Genomic DNA, 18,901 nt, shown 5'->3' on the forward strand with positions numbered 1-18,901 from the left:
GGTGGAAAGCATGACAAAATCATATGATATTGTGGTAATAGGCGGAGGTCCTGGTGGATATGTGGCGGCATTGCACGCGGCGGAACTAGGGAAAAAAGTAGCTGTAATCGAGGCGGACTTTTTAGGGGGCACTTGTTTAAATAGAGGGTGTATTCCTTCTAAAACATTGTTAAAGCATGCAGAAGTGATTGAATCGATTGAAGAAGCAAAGGCGTGGGGGATTGAATCTGGGGGACTTTCTTTCTCGCTTGATAAAATGAAAAAGCGTAAAGATGATGTGATTCAGCGTTTGCGCGGTGGTATTGCGTATTTACTAAGCCAAGGGAAAATTGATGTTTATGAAGGATTCGGTACGGTAGAAGAAGGGAAAATCATCAAAGTTCAAACAACAGAAAAAGAAGAACATATCCAAGCTGACCGTATTATTATCGCAACAGGTTCATCACCTGTTGTACCGCCAATCGAAGGATTAGCTTCTGTTGAGTTTGAAACAAGTGATACAATCTTCGATATACCGGATATTCCTAAATCGGTTATTATTATCGGCGGTGGTGTAATTGGTGTGGAATTTGCTTGTATTTTTTCTAGTTTGAAAGCAGAGGTAACGGTTATCGAAGCGTCCGATCGTATCATCCCTAGTGAAGATGTAGATGCTTCTAAAGTGTTAACAAAGCTTCTAAAGAAAAAAGGTATTCGTTTTCATACAAGTACGAAGGTGACCGAAGTACAGCAGGGCGGAGCACAAAAAGTCGTGAAATGCACAGATGGAAAAGGAAAGGAACATTCCTTTGAAGCAGAAACACTTATCGTAAGTGTTGGGCGGAAACCGAATCTTTCTGCAGTTCAACAAATAGCAATTGAAAAGGAAGGTCCTTTTATTAAGGTCAATGAAAAAATGGAAACAAATATTCCAGGTATTTATGCTGTAGGTGATGTAGTTGGTGGATATCAATTAGCTCACGTTGCAAGTGCAGAAGGCATTGTGGCAGCTACTAATGCATCAGGAATGGAAGAAAAAATGGAGTATAGGGTTGTACCACGTTGTATTTATACTCTGCCTGAAGTTGCAAGTGTTGGTCTGACGGAAGATGATGCAAAGAAAAAGGGCTTTTCTGTACGTACTGAGCGTTTTGATCATGCAGGGAATGGAAAGGCGCTTGCAGTTGGAGAAACAAGCGGATTTGTAAAAGTTGTCTATGAAGAAAAATATGGTGAAATCCTTGGAGTAACAATGGTTGGCCCACATGTGACAGAGATGATTTCGGAAGCATCTGCCTTTATGTATTTGGAAGGAACTGTTGAAGAAGTGTCCAAGATGATTCATCCTCATCCATCTGTTTCTGAAGCGTTCTATGAGACTGCCATGAATGCTGTTAATAAAATGAGAAAGCAAGGTGTTCTTGTTTAGTGTAGTTGCTTGAAAGATTAATAGTGACTGTTTTGTAAAGAGGCGATTACATGTTAGATTGGAAAGAGAGACGACATCTTGTAAAAATTTCCAATTTATATTATGCTGAAGGTTGGACACAAGAACAAATTGCAAAAAAAGTTGGTGTCTCAAGGCCTGGTATCTCAAAGTTACTACAAAAAGCAAAAGAGTTAGGTATTATTGAAGTATATATTAAGGATGAAAATGCTCATACGGTTGAATTAGAACTAAAGTTGAAAAGAGAATTTGGACTAAGGGATGTAATTGTGGTCTCAACCGTTGGATATACGCCGGGAATGAGCAGAAAGGCAGTTGGGAAGGCCGGAGCTTATTATTTATCCAGAAACTTGAAAGATGTCAAACTCTTAGGTATTTCGTGGGGAACTACTGTGGCTGAAGTGGTCAAAGAGTACCCGTACGAGCGAAGAGAAGGGATAAAGATTATTCCTCTAGAGGGAGGAATGGGACGTCAATACGTAGAAATACATGCCAATCAATTAGCTTATGAATTATCTAAAAAGATGAATAGTACATGTTCCTATTTATATGCTCCCGCTATTGTTGAAACAGAAGAATTAAAAGAACGCCTGATGGAAATGCATGACATTGAAGCTGTACTTGAAGAAGGAAAGAATGTAGATGTGGCACTTATTAGTATAGGGAACCCTCATAAGGGGTCTACACTAAGGAAAATAGGTTACTTACAAGAGGATGAGATGAACAGTCTTCGTAAAATGGGTGTGGCAGGTGATATTGCTTCTCGCTTTTTTGATGAATTAGGTGCACCTATCAATCAAGATGATAAAGTAATCGGTATCTCTTTAGAACAACTAAAAAAAATCAGGACAGTCATTGCAGTCGTAGATGGTGTATATAAGTTGGAGAGCGTGCTTAGTGCCTTAAATGGAAATTATTTAGATGTATTAATTATAGATGAGCAGACAGCTGCGGCACTTTTAGATGAAAGATAAAGGGCTGACTCAGAGGCCACTTAAAATGTCCTTTGGGTTCAGCCTATTTATTTATAATTTTTCAATCCAGATGTAATAAAAATCAGCCAGGAATTAAAGGTGAAAGCTTTAAAGAAATTATTCAGTCGTTATCATAGTCTTTCTTAAATATGGGCAGTCTGTTATATTGATGTTAAATTATCCATTAAGTGTGTAAGCATGGGTTTTTAAAATAAAAGGATTGAACAGATAAAGAGGCGATGACATGTTAGATTGGGAAGAAAAGAGACGATTAATAGAAATAGCTAATTTGTATTATATTGAGGATAGTACACAAGAACAAATTGCGAAAAAGGTTGGTGTATCCAGGAGCCTTATTTCAAAGCTATTACAAAAGGCAAGAGATTTTGGAATGGTAGAAGTGTATATAAAGGATGAAGAGTTTCGTACTGTCCAATTAGAGTATCAACTCGAGAAGAAATATAATTTAAAGGATGTTGTTGTAGTATCTACCTCAGGACTTACATCAGAGATGATAAAAAAAGCAGTAGGACAAGCAGGAAGTCATTATCTCTCTAAAAACTTAAAAGATGTAAAACGAATTGGTATCTCATGGGGGTCTACCTTATTAGAACTAGTGAAAGAGTATCCTTTTGAAAAGAGAGAAGAGATACAAGTCATTCCTCTTGTAGGAGGCCTGGGAACGAAACATGTTGAAATGCATTCTAATCAATTGGCGTATGAATTATCAAAAAAATTGAATGGTACATGCTCGTACTTATATGCTCCAGCGATTGTAAAAACAAAAGAACTAAGAGATCATCTCGTCAAAATGAAAGATATCTCCTCGGTGCTTGAAGAAGGAAAAAATGTTGATGTGGCTCTACTCAGTGTAGGTTCCCCTTACACAGATTCTACGATGAGAGTACTCGGATATTTAGAAGAAAATGACTTGCAGCAACTGCGTCAATTGGGTGTTGTAGGTGATATCGCGTCTCGTTTCTTTGACCGGGAAGGAAATGTAGTTAACCATCCTTTAAATGATAAGGTCATTGGTTTATCGCTAGATCAACTAAAGCAAATTAAGAAGGTCATAGCAGTAGTTGAGGGATCCCATAAGATAGAAAGCCTGTCTGCAGCTTTAAAGGGAGAGTATATAGACGTACTAATTATAGATGATCAAACTGCCTCGGTACTTATAAAAGAATAAAAGGCTAATTTAATAGTCATCTTAAGTATGAATAGGCTTATAGTCTTTTATTTACCGTAGCTTAGCTAATAACTTAAACAATAATAACTATAATAGTTCTAGCTTTTGCCTCTCCTTAAAATATCCAATTTTGATCTTAGTTGTTTATGTATGATAGGTCTACAGGGAGATGATTAAAATGGTAATAAAAAAACATGTTCGTAAACCAGAGTGGTTACAAATTAAATTAAATACAAATGAAAATTATAGCAGTCTTAAAAAAATGATGCGGGATAAACAGCTGCATACAGTTTGTGAAGAAGCGAAGTGTCCAAATATTCATGAATGTTGGGCTGTCAGAAGAACGGCCACTTTTATGATTTTAGGAGATGTCTGCACTCGGGCTTGTCGCTTCTGTGCTGTTAAAACAGGATTGCCGACAGAGCTTGATTGGCAAGAACCTGAACGTGTAGCCGATTCTGTTGTACAAATGAACTTAAAGCATGTGGTAATTACTGCAGTTGCTCGTGATGATTTAAAAGATGGCGGTGCAGGGGTGTTTGCGGAAACAGTTCGTGCTATTCGACGTAAAAGTCCTCTTACTTCTATTGAAGTTTTACCATCAGATATGGGCGGAGTGTATGAGAACTTAAAAACACTGCTAGATACGCGTCCAAATATTTTAAATCATAATATTGAAACTGTTCGGAATTTATCAGACCGAGTTCGTTCAAAAGCAAAGTATGACCGTTCCCTTCAGTTTTTACGTCGTGCGAAAGAAATGCAGCCAGATATTCCAACAAAGTCCAGTATTATGATTGGGCTTGGGGAGACAAAGGAAGAAATTATAGAAGCAATGGATGATTTGCGGGAAAATCATGTAAATATTCTTACAATTGGGCAATACCTACAGCCATCTAAAAAGCATTTGCCTGTTATCAAGTATTGGAAGCCTGCTGAGTTTGCAGAGTTAAAAGAAATTGCATTAAGCAAAGGATTTCATCATTGTGAGTCAGGTCCTCTTGTACGATCGTCCTATCACGCTGATGAACAGGTAGATATGGCAACAAAGCAATTTCATAGTCAGAATATATAGCTATATTAATTTAATAAATAGCACCTCTAAAGTAGACACAAACACCAACCTTACTAACATAGTAAGAGGGGGAATATTCCACTTTGGAGGTTCTTTTTGTCATGAATTTTACCTTTTATAAGCTGGTAGCTAATTCGAATTTTTTTTGTAAACTATGTTTACCCTCAATGAAGCGTAAGGTGCCTGATTTTGCACGCATAACAACTGAATGTGTTGTAGCAATATCTCCTTTATATTGAACCCCTTTTAAAAGTTCTCCATCGGTCACACCTGTTGCTGCAAAGAATGCATCCTCACCTTTTACAATGTCTTCCATCATTAATACACTGTTAATATCGTTTATTCCCATCCTTTTGCATCTAATTATTTCTTCTTCTGTTTGTGGTAAAAGCTTTCCTTGTAACTCGCCGCCTAAACATTTTAAGGCAACGGCTGCTAATACTCCTTCAGGGGCTCCTCCTGATCCTAACATAATATCGATACCAGTATGGTCAAAAGCTGTACTAATAGCTGCCGAAACATCTCCATCATGGATCAACTTTATCCGTGCACCAGAATCTCTTATCTCTTGAAGGATCTTTTCATGCCTTTCTCGATACAAAATAGTAACAACGAGGTCTTCAACATCTTTATTTTTTGCTTTAGCAACTGCCCTCAAATTGTCTATTATAGGCGCGTTTATATCAATCTGTCCGACTGCTTCTGGACCGACAGCTATCTTATCCATATACATATCTGGTGCATGTAAAAGGTTTCCATGTTCAGCAATCGCTAGTACAGTAAGAGCATTCCACATACCTGCTGCCACAATATTGGTGCCTTCTAATGGATCTACAGCGATATCAACACGAGGACCATAACCTGTTCCTAGTTTTTCACCTATATATAACATGGGGGCCTCATCCATCTCGCCTTCACCTATCACTACAGTTCCCTTTATGGGAATTGTATTAAATACATCACGCATGCCTTTCGTTGCTGCCTCATCTGCTTCTTCCTTTTTTCCTCTACCCATCCATCTCGCGGCAGATAAAGCAGCTGTTTCTGTAATACGTACAAGCTCCAGGGAAAGACTTCTTTCCATTTTAAACATCTCCTATTTACCAATTATTACAACAAATTTTATAATTCATTATTTTCAGTAATATTTTTAGATAAAAAAGGGCAATTTCACCAAGAGATGAAGTCTGCCCAGAATAAAATTTTTGATGAGAGCATACACGAATTTTAGAATGACAGTATAATGTGTTTTTTATCAAATCGGTTATGCTTTATGTTATTATCAAATAGTTTTAGAGCAAGAAACAAAATAAGGATATTGTACAGAACCTACATAAGGGTGGTAGCTAACTCAACTTGGCTAATTTTTGTATTTTCCCACATCCAATTATGAAATTGTGGATAGGCTTTTCTGTACTGTTCGGCATATAATTGATACTTTTCATGATTTTCTTGATTAGGCAAGATTCTCTCATTTTTAAATCGCACCATATTTGAAACTGCTTCCTCGATACTCACATAAGCTCCTGCAGCCACACTAGCTAAAATTGCAGAACCTAAACATGCGACTTGATTATCCTCTGGTACGTTTATAGCTATATTGCTAACATCGGCATGAATTTGAAGGAATAATTTACTGTTTGTTGCTCCACCGGCTGCATACACCTCTGTGGTAGCAATCCCATTATTTTTAAAATTCCGGATATTATAATCAGTTCCGTAGGCAATTCCTTCTATAATAGCTCGGTAAATATGTTCTCTTCCATGTTTTAACGACAATCCAGATATTAGGCCTCTAGCGTTTGGATCTACATGTGGGGATCGATTTCCTTGCCAGTAATCTAGAACGATGAGGCCTTCAGAACCTGGCTGAATTTGAGAAGCTTCATGATTCAATAAATCATAGACGCTTCCATTTTTTTCGTTTGCTAGATATTCTAAATCCCTGCAAAAATTTGTTCTAAACCATTTAATAGTAGAACCAGAAGAGGACTGTCCGGCCTCTACCAATCGTAAACCAGGAACTACGGCATCCGGGAATGAACCCATAATTTCCTTGGCATGAACTGGTTTTTCTGTTAATCCATAGATATTGTGTGAAGATCCTGTAATTAAAGCAAGTTTTCCAGATTGAATTACACCTAAACCAATCATGCCATTAAGGGCATCTACGCCTCCACGGGCAACAGGAGTTCCTTCACATAGTCCTAATTCCTCTGCTGTTGCTCGTGTAAGCCCGCCAACATGCTCGCCTAATTTGTATATATCACGAGGAAGCTTTTCAAAAACGTCGCCTAAGCCAATTGATTCATAAAAACGTATTGGTACTCCGCCTTCTTCTTGATTGTAATACCATCTGTATGTTGTCGTACTGATACTTCCGGTATGTCTGCCTGTTAACTTAAACGTATACCAATCAGAAAAGTCTAATATTTTTTCTGATTTTTCATAAAGTGAAGGTTCATTTCTTTTTAACCAAAGAACCTTACATGGCATCCATTCTGGTGAAACCTTTCCATAGCCATTATATTTTAAAGCATCATCTGCAAAGGAGGAAATATGATTGGCCTCTTCATGAGCGCGAAGATCCATCCACATAAGGGCCCGTCGTAACGGTGTTCCGTCATTTTTACATAGTACAATAGTCGGGCATGTAGTATCTAAACTTAAACCTATAATCTGTTCCTTTGTAGCTCCAGCTTGCTTCATTGCTTGTTTTATACTATTGACTAAAGCAGACCACCATTCCAGGGGATCTTGTTCTGCCCAACCTGGATTAGGATGATATGTTTTATATCCGGTAACACCGATGCCAACTTGTTTTCCATATAAATCATATATACCTACTCTAACACCCTCCGTGCCACCGTCGATTCCTATTACTAGCTCCTTCTTCATTTATATATTCTCCTTTACTGAGAGTTAAACGTTTCCATAAAGCGTTTTCATAAAACGTTTAATGAATGGTTATATTTAGGGATTTTGATTATTATTGAGGTCGTTTCAGTTTAATGCTGGTTTATCCCTTAAATTTTTGTCATAAATACTAGAGGGATAATAAATATTTTATCAGGCTTATGCCTGAGAGTCGAAATAATTTTTGTGTTTCTTGAAATCTAGCGGTTTTGCAAATAAGAGAGATAAAGTTCAAATCAACATTAAAGTGTCTTTGATCTGATCACATTATCCCTCTTATTTAGTGTTCTGGTTTAGTTAGGAGTTTAATCCTAAAGTAATAGAGTTTAATTTCTGTACATGTATTTAAATTTTTAAATTAAACTAAAATAGGTGTTGACTTTTTAGAAGAATCTTTTACTACTTTATTTTCCATATTCTGCAATGAACGTAATTTCCAAATCATTGATTCTTTTTCTTGTTCGATATCACCAAATGTTATAATTTCTCCTTTTTTCACAGAACGTGTAACCACAACATTTGGATCTACTAAACCGATTGGCAGTGCATTTGCACTAGATGATTCACTCTGAGATAATAATTTTCCATATACTGTATAGCCGCCAATGCCGTCAAGGCGGGAACCCGGCTCTAAATCAACTTTCGCCACCGCTACTGTTTCTGCTTGTAGACCCTTCCATGGAGCGATTGTTGCTTCCTTATGGAAGTATGCACGTGCAACAGAAAGAGGTGTTTCTAAGCTGGTTAAATGGTATGGACGGTATAAGATATAGTTTGGACCGTCTCCCATTTTTAAATAGTTCATCTCATGATGGACCTCTTCCTTATCAGAAGAAATAATGGCAAATACACCCGGAGCCACTCCGTTTACATAGTCCACAATTCCTTTTCTATTCAGGATGCCGCCTTCTTCTTTAAGTTGGAATAAAGATGGAAGCTCTTGAACTGTTCCGGAAGGACCATGCATACCAGCAACATCTGGCAGGAATCCAGTTGCATTAGCAACCGCATTCATTTCTACCATCGTTTTCGTTCCATCTTGGAACGATGCAATCATTTTTGGGCTGGATCCTTTTGCTTTCGCTTCCGCCTCGGCTGAAGATGGGTTCGCTGCATAATTTAATGGATTATTTTTCCCCTTTCCTAAAGCTATGATTTCAAAGCCTATGGCATCCGCAAAGTCGTACAACTCCATAACCGCCCCCGGCTCGTCTCCTGCTGATCCTGTATAGACCACTCCGCTTGCATCCGCCATCTTCTTTAAAAGAGGTCCAACCGTTACATCTGCTTCTACATTAAGCATAACAATATGCTTTTTATTCAATATCGCTTTCCACGCAATTTCCGCTCCTAGATTTGGAACGCCTGTCGCATCTACAATAACATCTACGCTTAGTAAACTAGTCACCAGTTCACTATAAACAGTTCCAACTACCTTTCCTTGTTCAATTGCTTTTTCCGCTACTTCAATTTGATCGGTTAACACAATGGATTGTTCATTTACTCCAGCCTTCATGTAAGCCTGTTGTATTAGTGATGTGTGAAGATCGGCAGTTGCAACAACACGCATCCCTTTCATACTTTCAATTTGTGAAATCATTCCTCTTCCCATTTGTCCACAACCAATTAGTCCAACACGTATTTCTCTTCCTAATTTCTCTAATTCCCTTAATTTATAATTTAGTCCTAACATAGTAAAGCCCCCTTAAATAATTTTTTGATGAAGTAGTGATATTCGTTTTTTATTCTTCTTGTACAATCGATTAACAAAAGTTACTGTTTGTTACTTTTGTCAAAATTATAGCTTCTTATTATAAAAATTGTCAATATATAAATTTTTCCGACTAGAAACTTGGACAACATAAAAAGGCTACGAAGACCTATAAGATAGGTCTTCGTAGCCTTTTTATGTAAGTTTCACTGTAATGAAACTTATTTTTTCAGGAAAACAGTATTTAATATATTCATTTTTAACAAGATTTTTTCTTGAAAAATCCTAACAGAAATAAAGGGCTACATTCAAAAGTTACTAAAGTAACCACTGAATTAGCCCTTTATTTCTCTTTTATAAGTTTAGAAGCACTTTGCTCATCTATAATTAATACGTCTATATACTCTCCCTTTAAAGCTGCAAACAAACTTTCTAGCTTATGAGTTCCCTCAACTACTGCAATAACGTTTTTGATTTGCTTCAGTTGCTCTAGTGGTAAACCAATGACTTTATCATTTAGAGGATGGTTAACCATATTTCCCTCCCAGTCAAAGAAACGAGAAGCGATGTCACCTACAACGCCCATTTTGTGGAATTGCTGTAGATCATCGTCTTGTAAGTATCCGAGTGCTTGCATGGTAGAACCTGCGTAGGGATTTCCAATACTAATAAGGGCTAAGTCTACATTTTTTCCTTGCTCAAGAACCAATGCAATATCTGGTATTTCTACAAGGTAATCTTTTAATTCTTTTGTCTCTACAATTGCTGGTGCATATAAATATGAGCATGTTCCGTTCATTTTTCTAGCCAATTCATACGCCAATTGATTAGCATGTATTTCAACATGTTGTGTTCCTATGCCTCCTACAAGCGGAACAATATTTACTTTTTCTCTCTGTTCAAAAGGATACTCTTTTACCAGTTCCGATAAGGTAGTCCCCCATGAAATCCCTAGTTGTTTCGTATTTCCAAGGTTTTTAGAGAGGTAATAGGCTCCTGCTTGACCTATAGCCTTTTTTGCAATTTCAGGTGTAAGTCCATCAGTCGATACTACTATAGCATCTTTTAATCTATACTTATGTTTTAGCTGTTGTTCCATTTCGATAGTATGGATACTTTCCTCTTTGATGTACACTTCTACGATGCCATTATCTTTTGCTCTTTGCAGCAACCTGCAAATAAAGGGGCGAGAAACATCAAATTTTTTAGCTATTTGTCCTTGTGTCCAACCTTCCACATAATATAAATTAGCTATTCTCACTAATTGGCGTCTATCTTCCGAGCCTAACATATAATCGCCTCCTTATCTATTTAAGTGTTTTTATTATAGCAAGTAATAACTGTACTAAACAAGAATGCTCTACTTACTTGCCAATTCAAAATATTTAAAATTAACACATAAAAATTTCATTAAAGACTAGATTCACAAAAAAATGTATTGACAGATAATAAGAAAAAATTTTATAATTTAACAAAATTAACAAAAGGTAACTTTTGATAAAAGAGGGGTCGATATGTGGGGAGTATACATTTCTATCTTTATAGCACTTTGGTTGATTCAACTGTTAATGACGATGATACAGGTGAAACACTACCGTCAAACTATCCGGGATATGAGCAAACGTGGTTCAGGTTATTTGGGAGTGGGGGTACAAAAAAGAAAGTTCGGGTTAGGAACTGTATTAATCATAGTAACAAATTTAGAAGGTATTATTATTGATTGTAGAATTATGTCAGGTGTAACTGTTTTTTCTAGATTTAGAAATTGTAAGCGTTTTACGAATTGTGATATCTTTCATATTTTAGATCAAGACATTAAGTACCAAGCACCTTTAGAAATGGCAATAGAAAAAATAAAACAGCAAATGAATAAAAGCGTTTCTATTCTATAGCTAAGAAAAGAGGAGAAAGTATGGATTGGATTGTACACTTGGCAGAAGGGTTTATAGGAATGTTTCAAAAAGGTGGGGAAACCTTTATCGGAATGCTAACAGGGATTGTTCCAACCCTTATATGTTTAATTACAGCTGTGAATGCAATTATTAAATTGGTTGGGGAAGAGAGGATCAACAAATTTGCCCAAAAATGCACACGAAACATTATCTTACGATATACGGTGTTTCCACTGTTAGCCGTTTTTTTCTTAACAAATCCAATGGCATATACGTTTGGTAAGTTTTTACCAGAATATCAAAAGCCTGCATTTTATGACTCATCTGTATCGTTGGTACACCCTATAACCGGATTATTTCCACATGCAAATGCAGCTGAATTATTCGTATATATGGGGATTGCACAAGGAATTACACAATTAGATTTACCCTTGGGACCGTTAGCGATTCGTCTGTTTATCGTTGGTATGATTGTTATTTTAATTAGAGGTATCGTAACAGAAAAAATTACAGTAAAGATGATGAAAAGCAGAGGATTAAAAGTGAATTAAAACAGAATCGAATAGAGAGGGTGAATATTTATGAGTGAAAGTCAAGCTACCTTAAAGCGATTAAGTGCTGTGAAAATATCCAAAGGAAGCAGTGGTTGGGGTGGACCATTAGTTATCCAGCCAGATGAAGATAAAAAGTATATTATGTCAGTTACAGGTGGAGGAATACATCCAATTGCTCAACAAATCGCTGATTTAACAGGCGCGGAAGCAATAGATGGTTTTAAAACATCTATTAAAAACAATGAAATTGCTTGTGTAATTATTGATTGTGGTGGAACTGCTCGTTGCGGGGTTTATCCTAAGATGGGTGTGATGACAGTGAATCTAACACCTACATCACCATCAGGTCCACTTATGAACTTTATCAAAGAGCACAATTTCGTTTCAGGTGTTAAAGAAGAAAATATTGAGCCTATTGGAGAAAATTCAAATACCATTCGAGTTGAAGCAAAGCCTTCCTCTCTCAATCCGCAACAATTAAAAGATCAGGCCAAACAAAAGGCAGCTCAGTACACATTAAAGACAAACAGAAAAACATCAATTATTGAAAGAATTGGAAGAAGCATGGGTGGTGTCGTCGGAGTTTTTTATCAGGCGGCACGTGAAACGGTTGAACAGATTTTTAAGAATATCTTACCGTTTATGGCTTTAGTAAGTACTATTATTGGGATTATTTTATATACAGGAATCGGAGACCTTATCGCCAAATTTGTATCACCACTTGCGGGGAATATTTTTGGTCTTTTGATTTTATCTCTCATTTGTGCCATACCAATCTTATCACCAATATTAGGACCAGGAGCTGTTATTGCTCAAGTTGTGGGCGTACTAATTGGAGTAGAGATAGGTAGGGGAAATATTCCGCCAAGTTTGGCTTTACCAGCTTTATTTGCAATCAACCCACAAGCGGGATGTGACTTCGTTCCAGTAGGACTGACGCTTGGTGAAGCTGAGCCTGACACGGTTGAAGTTGGCGTGCCTGCAGTATTAATGTCAAGGTTAATTACTGGTCCTTTGGGAGTTGCAATTGCCTATGTATTTAGTTTTGGATTATATGAGTGATAATTAGGAAAGGGAGATTATATTATGAAAACTATCTATCAATCTACCGTTACTGAAGTTGGGTCACAAGTGGAGCTTTTTTTACAAGAAAAAATGATTGTTTTATTTAATGAATCTGCACCATCTGACTTACGTGAAATCGCTGTTATCCATCAGTATTGTCCATTGGAAGACGATATTACAGTAGGGGATGAATTGGTGATTGGTGACCAATCGTTTAAAATAACTTCTGTCGGACACAAAGTGAATGAGACGATGAGAGAGTTGGGGCACTCAACCGTTTCTTTCAATGGGTCTTTGGAGTCTGACCTGCCTGGAACCCTCTGTGTAGAAGACAAAGAAGTCCCGAATATCACTGTTTCTTCAAAAATTATGTTTAGAAAACTATCTATGGGGATTTAAAGAGAAATCAATTGTTAAAGACAGACTGGGAGGAATATAGGTGAATGGGGTATTAAACAGGTTGGGTTTAGATTCTAAAATGGCTTTAGGATATTTAGGGATTTTGCTTTTTATGATGGGAGACGGACTTGAACAAGGTTGGCTTTCCTCGTATTTGATGGATAATGGTTTAACGGTACAGCAGTCTGCTTTATTATTTTCTGTCTATGGTTTCGCAGTTGCGATTGCTGCTTGGCTCTCAGGAGTACTGGCAGAAATTCTAGGGCCTCGGAAAGCAATGACTTTAGGATTATTATTATTTGTATTAGGGACAATCATTTTCCTGCTATTTGGAATCTCGGACATGAATCTTGCCATTATGATTCCAACATACTCTCTTAGAGGTCTTGGTTATCCGCTCTTTGCATATTCATTCTTAGTTTGGATTACGTACTATGCTCCCAAGTGACAAACTTGGGACAGCTATAGGGTGGTTTTGGTTTGCATTTGCGGGAGGTTTAAATGTTTTAGGTGCGTATTATTCTAGTTTTGCTCTTCCGGTTTTAGGAGAAATTAACACACTTTGGAGTGCCTTAATTTTTGTTATTTTAGGTGCTACTCTCGCTATTTTTTTAAATAAGGATGATTCTAGTAATAAAGATACAAAAAAGTTTGAAACGAGAGCAGATATAATAAAATATCTTGCAAAAGGTATTACGATCGCTTTTGAAAAGCCGAAAATTGGATTAGGCTGTATCGTAAGAACAATCAATACGGCGGGAGCATATGGATTTGTAGTATTTATGCCAGCTTATATGATGGAGGTAGGATTTACGAGATTTGAATGGTTACAAATCTATGGAGCGCTTTGGACAAGTAACATTTTCTTTAATTTAATTTTTGGAATTGTTGGTGATAAATTAGGATGGCGTAATACAGTTATGTGGTTTGGCGGAGTAGGTTGTGCAGTCTTTACAGCGGCATTTTATTATGTTCCTACTTTCATGGGACCTAATTACATGGCGTCAACAATTGTAGCAGCATGTTTCGGAGCAAGTTTGGCTGCTTATGTTCCATTATCTGCTTTAATTCCTTCATTAGCTCCAGATAATAAGGGAGCAGCGATGTCAGTTTTGAATCTTGGTGCGGGTCTAAGTACATTTTTGGGCCCTGCAATTGTAGGGATTTTCATCGGGAGTATAGGTGTAGTAGGTATTATCTGGATTTATGTAGGTTTATACTTGCTTAGTGCATTCTTGATGATATTCATTACACTTCCTAAACAAGAAGAGACTCAAAATGACCATTACGACAATGTTACAAAAGCAATATAATATTCACCATTACTGTGAACCGTACCATAAGTAACGGCAATATTTATCCCCTTAGTAAAAAGAACTGAGGGGATTTTCTTAATCAAAATTAATCGTTTGATTACCAAACCTTTTTCTAAGAACCCGTCATTGATTGTTGAAAGCCATTTTAATTGGGGTGTTTTGAAGAATTATGGGGAAAACTAGGAATGTAGGGGGATTATATTCTCTCACTATTGTTGGACCCTTATAACCTCACTTTTGCTAACGGATTCCCCCCATGCAATTTCCGAATTTCTCCATCACCAGAGCAATTAAATCTAATAATTTTGTCACTTAAATCACCTCCTTAGTAAGATTATTGTACCCTTATTATCCTACATTTTTTACCATTTTAGCAAAGGCTATATGTAAGCATGTAAACGAGAACATTGTCAATGAAAGCGAGCAACAACTTTCATTTTCTCGTTATATCTATGTTTTCTATTTTTTCATCAGTATTTGTTTATGTCTTTTTTTACATTTTATTTTTTAAGTTTTTGCCTAACTATAAAAAAATTTTATACTTTTTTCACAAAAGTAACTTGTTGTTAAAAAAGTGATTGTTTCTAGTGGAAGGACATGTTAACATACTAAATATAAATTAATGTAACTTGAATATACGGAAGCATTTTAGAAAAGTCATAGAGTGGACTACCTTTTTTCTAAGACAATAATGGACTCTATTTGTTGCTGCAAAATATATTGATTACTTATTAAATAGATTCATTGTTTGTTGTAAACGGATTCACATAAGGCGGCTTTGTAGGTGTTCAGATGCCCCGATGATCATTAAGCGAAGAATACCTAAAGTATCGAACGAATGAAATGCAAAAAATTAGGGGGACCAGATGTGAATAAGAGAAAAACTGTTTATGTAGTTTCCGACTCGGTTGGCGAAACGGCTGAGTTGACCGTAAAAGCAGTTGCAGCTCAATTTAATGGGGGCTATGTTGAAATCCAACATAATTCCTATGTACAGAAAATTGAGGATATTGAGGATATTATTACTTCCTCGAAGGAAAGTGATTCTATCATTGCCTATACGATTGTCATTCCCTTTTTAAAAAAATATCTTGACCAAAGGGTACGAGAAGAAGGAATTATTGCAGTTGATTTAATAAATCCACTTATGGAAGCGTTTATTCAAAAATTTAAAGGGGACCCCAAGTGTGAGCCTGGATTAATGAGGAAATTAGATGCTAACTATTTCCGAAGAGTTAAAGCCATAGAATTCGCAGTAAAAAACGATGATGGACGAGATCCTAAAGGGCTAACACGTGCAGACATTGTATTAATTGGAATTTCTAGAACGTCAAAGACACCACTTTCTATATATTTGGCCCATAAGGGACTTAATGTGGCAAATATACCTTTGGTACCAGAAGTAGCACCACCCGATGAACTATTTGAAATTCGAAGAAGTATATGTGTTGGCTTAGTGATCACACCAGATAAACTGAATGAAATACGTAGGGAGCGTTTAAAAAGTTTAGGATTAACATCTCAAGCGAACTATGCAAATTTAGATAGGATTCTTGAGGAACTAGATTATGCTGAGAAGATTATGAAACGTTTATGTTGTCCTATTATTGATGTTTCCAATAAAGCGGTGGAAGAGACTGCTGATCTAATATTAGCATTATTAAAAAAGAGGGGAGTTGGAGTTGATGAGTAAATTTGTATATATGTTTGATGAGGGAAACAGTGGAATGAAAGAAATTTTGGGAGGTAAAGGAGCTAATTTGGCAGAAATGATCCGAATCGGTTTGCCCGTTCCTTATGGTTTTACCATTTCAACAGAAGCCTGTAATTCATATTATGCTGCGGGGAAATCTATTACTTCAGAGATCGAATTTCAACTATTAGATGCTCTTAATAGACTTGAAGAAAAAACAGGTAAAAAGCTCGGAGACCCAGTGAATCCATTGCTTGTCTCTGTCCGTTCTGGTGCAGTATTTTCGATGCCAGGAATGATGGATACAGTTTTAAACCTTGGACTGAATGATGAAACTGTGGAAGGGTTGGCCAAACTAACAAATAATCCGCGGTTTGCTTATGACTCTTACCGCAGGTTTATTCAAATGTTTAGTGATGTTGTACTTGGTGTAGATGGTTTTTATTTTGAGCAACTTTTAGAAGAAACTAGGGAGCAAAAGGGATATTCTTCAGATCCTGAATTGACTGCAGATGATTGGAAGGAGGTCATTAAGGGGTACAAAGATATTGTAAAAAAGCGTACTAGAAAGGCTTTCCCGAAAGATCCGAAAGAACAATTATTTCTTTCCATTAATGCAGTTTTTGATTCTTGGAATAATCAACGTGCTATTGTATACCGTCGTCTTCAAAAAATTCCGGGACATCTTGGTACAGCAGTGAACATTCAAGGCATGGTCTTTGGAAATATGGGTAATGATTCAGGTACTGGAGTTGCCTTTACACGTAACCCATCTTCAGGAGAACGTAAGCTTTATGGTGAATATTTAATAAATGCTCAGGGAGAGGATGTTGTAGCAGGCATTCGAACCCCTCAACCAATCTATGCCCTCCAGGATGAAATGCCAGAGGTATATCAGCAGTTTGTTGAGACGTGTCACCTTCTTGAAGAGCATTATCGTGACATGCAGGATATTGAGTTCACGGTAGAGCGTGGTAAACTATTTATTCTTCAAACCCGCACTGGTAAAAGAACAGCTCAAGCGGCAATCAGAATTGCAGTTGAATTAGTAGAAGAAGAGATTATTAGTAAGAAAGAAGCAATTCTCCGTATAGATCTTGATCAGCTTAATCAGCTGCTCCATCGTCGGATCGATGATTCATACGAACGGAGACCGTTAACGATGGGTTTACCGGCCTCTCCAGGTGCGGCAAGAGGGCAAGTGGTATTTGATGCGGATGAAGCAGAAGCACTAACAAAAGACGGAAAGAAGGTTATTCTTGTTCGTCCGGAAACAACACCCGATGATATTCATGGCATAGTTGCAGCTCAAGCAACTGTCACAAGCCGCGGTGGAATGACAAGCCATGCTGCTGTTGTTGCAAGGGGCATGGGAAAACCTTGTATTTGTGGCTGTGAATCATTAAAGATTGATTTAAAAGCAAAGCAGTTTAAAGTAGGAGAAATGATTACTATAAATCAAGGCGATATGATTACCATTGACGGTTCAACTGGTGAAATTATGTTAGGTGAAACCCCTATGATTGAGCCACAACTATCAGATGAATTTAAATTGTTGCTTACGTGGGCAGATGAAGAGAGAAAGCTAGGCGTAAGAGCAAATGCTGACAATCCAGAAGATGCCGAAAAAGCTTTTGAATTTGGAGCAGGTGGAATTGGATTATGCCGTACAGAACATATGTTTATGGACACAAAGCGGATCCCAATTGTTCAGGATATGATACTTGCTGAAACATATGAAGAACGTACAGACGCTCTTAATAAGCTGTTGCCAATGCAACGGGATGATTTTGAAGGAATTTTCCAAGCGATGCAGGGGCATCCGGTAACCATTCGTTTATTAGATCCGCCTCTTCACGAATTCCTGCCGGATAAGGAAGAACTGTTAGTTGAGGTTACAAAGCTCCAAATGACAGATCCAAATTCTAAAAAATTAAAGGAGAAGGAACATCTTTTACGAAAAGTACGTCAATTAGAAGAATTTAATCCAATGCTTGGGCACCGTGGCTGTCGATTGGGAATGATTCATCCTGAAATCTACGTTATGCAAGCAAAAGCAATCTTTTATGCCATTGCGAAAGTGATGCAAATAGGAATTGACGTAAAGCCAGAGATTATGATTCCTTTGGTTGGTCATGTAAATGAGTTAAAGGAAATGAGACAATTAGTTATCGATGCTGGAATGCAAGTTACGAAGGAAACAGGACAGGAATACGATTATCTCATTGGTACTATGATTGAAATTCCGCGAGCGGCATTAACAGCTGACCAAATTGCTAAAGAGGCAGACTTTTTCTCCTTTGGGACAAATGATTTAACTCAAACTACTTTTGGCTATAGCCGTGATGACGCAGAGGGTAAATTCCTTCAAAGCTATATTGAAAATAAAGTTCTTCCAGAAAATCCATTTGCTGTCCTTGACCAAGAAGGAGTAGGCCAACTTGTAGAAACTGGCGTGAAACTTGGCAGACAAACAAAGCCTGGGTTAAAAACAGGGATTTGCGGTGAACATGGAGGAGAAAAAAGCTCAATCCAATTCTGCTATGATGTTGGTTTAGATTACGTAAGCTGCTCACCATACCGTGTACCGCTTGCACGCCTTGCAGCCGCTCAAGCTACTATTAAAAGGGAACAGAAACAGCCCATAAAAGAACTTCTGGATCAAATATAATAGAGTGAATCTGACCTAAC

The 18,901-nt window shown here is 37.3% G+C and carries 14 protein-coding genes and 1 pseudogene; 11 read left to right on the forward strand and 4 right to left on the reverse strand.

Going from position 1 to position 18,901, the window contains the following annotated elements; genetic code table 11:
- Positions 1-10: 10 nt before the first annotated feature.
- The 4 genes from lpdA to lipA all read left to right on the forward strand — a co-directional run bounded on the left by lpdA (position 11) and on the right by lipA (position 4,664).
- A complete protein-coding gene (gene lpdA, locus QFZ28_RS24280; RefSeq protein WP_307197208.1) occupies positions 11-1,408 on the forward strand; it encodes a dihydrolipoyl dehydrogenase in 1,398 nt (465 codons plus the stop codon).
- Positions 1,409-1,458: 50 nt separating this feature from the next.
- A complete protein-coding gene (locus QFZ28_RS24285) occupies positions 1,459-2,400 on the forward strand; it encodes a sugar-binding transcriptional regulator (protein ID WP_307197209.1) in 942 nt (313 codons plus the stop codon).
- A 244-nt stretch (positions 2,401-2,644) separates the two neighbouring features.
- A complete protein-coding gene (locus tag QFZ28_RS24290) occupies positions 2,645-3,589 on the forward strand; it encodes a sugar-binding transcriptional regulator (RefSeq protein ID WP_307197210.1) in 945 nt (314 codons plus the stop codon).
- A gap of 169 nt (positions 3,590-3,758) precedes the next feature.
- Complete coding sequence (gene lipA / locus QFZ28_RS24295; RefSeq protein WP_307197211.1) at positions 3,759-4,664, forward strand: lipoyl synthase; 906 nt, start codon at positions 3,759-3,761, stop codon at positions 4,662-4,664.
- 115 nt (positions 4,665-4,779) lie between these two features.
- Here lipA and glpX read toward each other — a convergent pair whose 3' ends face one another.
- The 4 genes from glpX to QFZ28_RS24315 all read right to left on the reverse strand — a co-directional run bounded on the left by glpX (position 4,780) and on the right by QFZ28_RS24315 (position 10,582).
- Positions 4,780-5,748, reverse strand: a complete 969-nt coding sequence (glpX, locus tag QFZ28_RS24300) for a class II fructose-bisphosphatase (RefSeq protein WP_307197212.1) — start codon at positions 5,746-5,748, stop codon at positions 4,780-4,782.
- 245 nt (positions 5,749-5,993) lie between these two features.
- On the reverse strand, positions 5,994-7,562 hold the full coding sequence (locus QFZ28_RS24305; protein ID WP_307197213.1) for an FGGY-family carbohydrate kinase: 1,569 nt from the start codon (positions 7,560-7,562) through the stop codon (positions 5,994-5,996).
- A gap of 376 nt (positions 7,563-7,938) precedes the next feature.
- Complete coding sequence (locus QFZ28_RS24310; protein ID WP_307197214.1) at positions 7,939-9,273, reverse strand: NAD(P)H-dependent oxidoreductase; 1,335 nt, start codon at positions 9,271-9,273, stop codon at positions 7,939-7,941.
- Positions 9,274-9,634: 361 nt separating this feature from the next.
- Positions 9,635-10,582 (reverse strand): sugar-binding transcriptional regulator, encoded by a 948-nt coding sequence (locus QFZ28_RS24315; RefSeq protein ID WP_307197215.1) that lies wholly within the window; start codon positions 10,580-10,582, stop codon positions 9,635-9,637.
- Between the two features lie 223 nt (positions 10,583-10,805).
- On the opposite strand from QFZ28_RS24315, the gene QFZ28_RS24320 reads away from it, so the two are divergent.
- The 7 genes and pseudogenes from QFZ28_RS24320 (at position 10,806) to ppdK (ending at position 18,881) form a co-directional block, all read left to right on the forward strand.
- Positions 10,806-11,183 carry a transcriptional regulator GutM gene (locus QFZ28_RS24320; protein ID WP_307197216.1) on the forward strand — a complete coding sequence of 126 codons (378 nt, stop codon included), beginning with the start codon at positions 10,806-10,808 and terminating at the stop codon, positions 11,181-11,183.
- A 20-nt stretch (positions 11,184-11,203) separates the two neighbouring features.
- Complete coding sequence (srlA, locus tag QFZ28_RS24325) at positions 11,204-11,734, forward strand: PTS glucitol/sorbitol transporter subunit IIC (protein ID WP_307197217.1); 531 nt, start codon at positions 11,204-11,206, stop codon at positions 11,732-11,734.
- A gap of 30 nt (positions 11,735-11,764) precedes the next feature.
- On the forward strand, positions 11,765-12,799 hold the full coding sequence (gene srlE, locus QFZ28_RS24330; RefSeq protein WP_307197218.1) for a PTS glucitol/sorbitol transporter subunit IIB: 1,035 nt from the start codon (positions 11,765-11,767) through the stop codon (positions 12,797-12,799).
- 24 nt (positions 12,800-12,823) lie between these two features.
- Complete coding sequence (locus QFZ28_RS24335; RefSeq protein ID WP_307197219.1) at positions 12,824-13,201, forward strand: PTS glucitol/sorbitol transporter subunit IIA; 378 nt, start codon at positions 12,824-12,826, stop codon at positions 13,199-13,201.
- Positions 13,202-13,280: 79 nt separating this feature from the next.
- Positions 13,281-14,514 (forward strand): annotated as a pseudogene (locus tag QFZ28_RS24340) (MFS transporter).
- A gap of 871 nt (positions 14,515-15,385) precedes the next feature.
- Positions 15,386-16,210: a pyruvate, water dikinase regulatory protein gene (locus QFZ28_RS24345; protein WP_307197220.1), complete on the forward strand. Its 825-nt coding sequence runs from the start codon at positions 15,386-15,388 to the stop codon at positions 16,208-16,210.
- Positions 16,203-18,881 carry a pyruvate, phosphate dikinase gene (gene ppdK, locus QFZ28_RS24350; RefSeq protein ID WP_307197221.1) on the forward strand — a complete coding sequence of 893 codons (2,679 nt, stop codon included), beginning with the start codon at positions 16,203-16,205 and terminating at the stop codon, positions 18,879-18,881. Before QFZ28_RS24345 ends, ppdK begins: the two co-directional genes overlap by 8 nt.
- Positions 18,882-18,901: the final 20 nt, after the last annotated feature.

Origin of the sequence: Neobacillus niacini (assembly GCF_030817695.1) — a bacterium.
In the GTDB taxonomy this organism is placed as follows: domain Bacteria; phylum Bacillota; class Bacilli; order Bacillales; family Cytobacillaceae; genus Neobacillus; species Neobacillus niacini_F.